Raw genomic sequence first — 1,509 nt, 5'->3', positions numbered from 1 at the left:
GTCAAACATCCCTATCACCGGAATGCGTCCTGCATCGGCCGCCGTCCTGTCGTCCTCTCGGGCGACTCCACCCCGTCGCCCTAAGTACACGGTATTGGGCTAAGCCTCGATCCACCGATGTATCTGCTGGGCAGCCGAGTGTCGAACTGAAGAAGGTGCCTCCTGAACTGGGATGATTTGAGTTCTCACACAGCAAATCGGTCCACTCCTGGAAAGGCACTTCCGGAGAAAGTGTCCTACAAATTCGTCGAGGGCCCGGCCGTCTTCGACGAGAACAACCTCGTGTCCTCTGCAGGTCTGGTGTCGGTCATGGCGTTGGCCGACCAGACCAGGCTGCGGGAGCCGCTCGCCGACAAGGTCTCGATCGCTGATCCGAAGATCGCGTCGGGTGCCGCAAACCCGGCACCGAAACTGGCCACGTTGATAGCCGGGGTGTGCGCCGGAGCTGACTGCATCGACGACATCGACATCTTGCGAGCGGGTGGCATCAAGCACCTCTTCGCCAACCTGTACGCCCCTCGACGGTGGGAACTTTGCTGCGCGAGTTCATCTTCGGCCACGGTCGCCAACTCGAATCGGTGTTACGTGAACACCTCATCGAACTCACAGCCCGAGCCGACATCCTCCGGGTAGCGCACGGGTGTCCATGCGTCGTCGGCGATTGTGTCGAGGGCTCTCTGGACGGCGGTGTTCTTGCCCGCGGATCGACACTGCGCCGCAAGATCGTCAACATCCCAGCCTGATTGTGTCGACCGCAACGAAAGCCGACCTTGCGATTACCGACGCACTGGCCGTGGTCGGACGCATGGCTTCGATTGTGGACCAGCACCATCGGCCACCGCGCGCGATCCATCCTCAGAAACCTGACCGAATCGCCGACAACGGCCCGACCGAGACCAATCGTGGAAAAGCTGGGCAAACCATCCTCGGTCAGACCGCGGTCGTCGAGGAACTGCCGGGCCGCCTCGTCGAGCAGCGCGGCCAATGCGGGGGGGGTGAGTGCGCGCCGGAATGTCGGCCAGTTTCGCGCAGAGGTCGTAACCGGCCGCGAGGAACGGGGAACGGTGGGCGCACGGCCCGGCCGAAGGCCATGGCCCTTTCACCCGAAGTGCGGCGGTGATGTGCGGCCACGGACTCGGCCCGTGGCCGCCGAGGACTGAGCGCGGTCAGTCCGCGACCACCGTCAACTCGATGCCGCTGCCACGGCGGATCGTGTTGTAGATCGGGCAGGTCGAGACGAACCGCTCGCCGAGAACATCCGCCGCGGCCTGGTTCACGCCGTACACGGTGATCGTGGCGCGGGTGAAGTCGTACCGTGTCGGATCCTCGCGTCCGCGGGCGTGGGCCGCCTCGACGGAGATGCCGGTAACGCGCAGTCCCAGTTCCTGCGCGTTCGCCTCGAAGTTCGCCATCGCACAGGATGCGAGTGCCGACAGCAGCAGTTCACCGGCCTGGATCGACTCGCCCGGCCCGAAGCGCGAATCGGTGACCAGATGGTTGGTGCGGGCG

The 1,509-nt window shown here is 64.5% G+C and carries 1 protein-coding gene and 2 pseudogenes; 2 read left to right on the top strand and 1 reads right to left on the bottom strand.

What is annotated here, in order from left to right; genetic code table 11:
- Positions 1 to 231: 231 nt before the first annotated feature.
- Positions 232 to 626 (top strand): annotated as a pseudogene (locus WAW17_RS27355) (IS1380 family transposase); the annotation flags it as partial.
- A gap of 45 nt (positions 627 to 671) precedes the next feature.
- Positions 672 to 839, top strand: a pseudogene (locus WAW17_RS27350) (IS1380 family transposase); the annotation flags it as partial.
- A 327-nt stretch (positions 840 to 1,166) separates the two neighbouring features.
- Here the strand turns inward: WAW17_RS27350 and WAW17_RS27345 are convergent.
- Positions 1,167 to 1,509 (bottom strand): OsmC family protein (locus WAW17_RS27345; protein ID WP_422335999.1); only part of this gene is annotated, 343 nt, incomplete at its 5' end.

This window comes from Rhodococcus sp. (in: high G+C Gram-positive bacteria) (assembly GCF_049286785.1).
GTDB lineage: Bacteria > Actinomycetota > Actinomycetes > Mycobacteriales > Mycobacteriaceae > Rhodococcus_F.
This window is presented reverse-complemented; position numbering and strand designations above follow the sequence as displayed.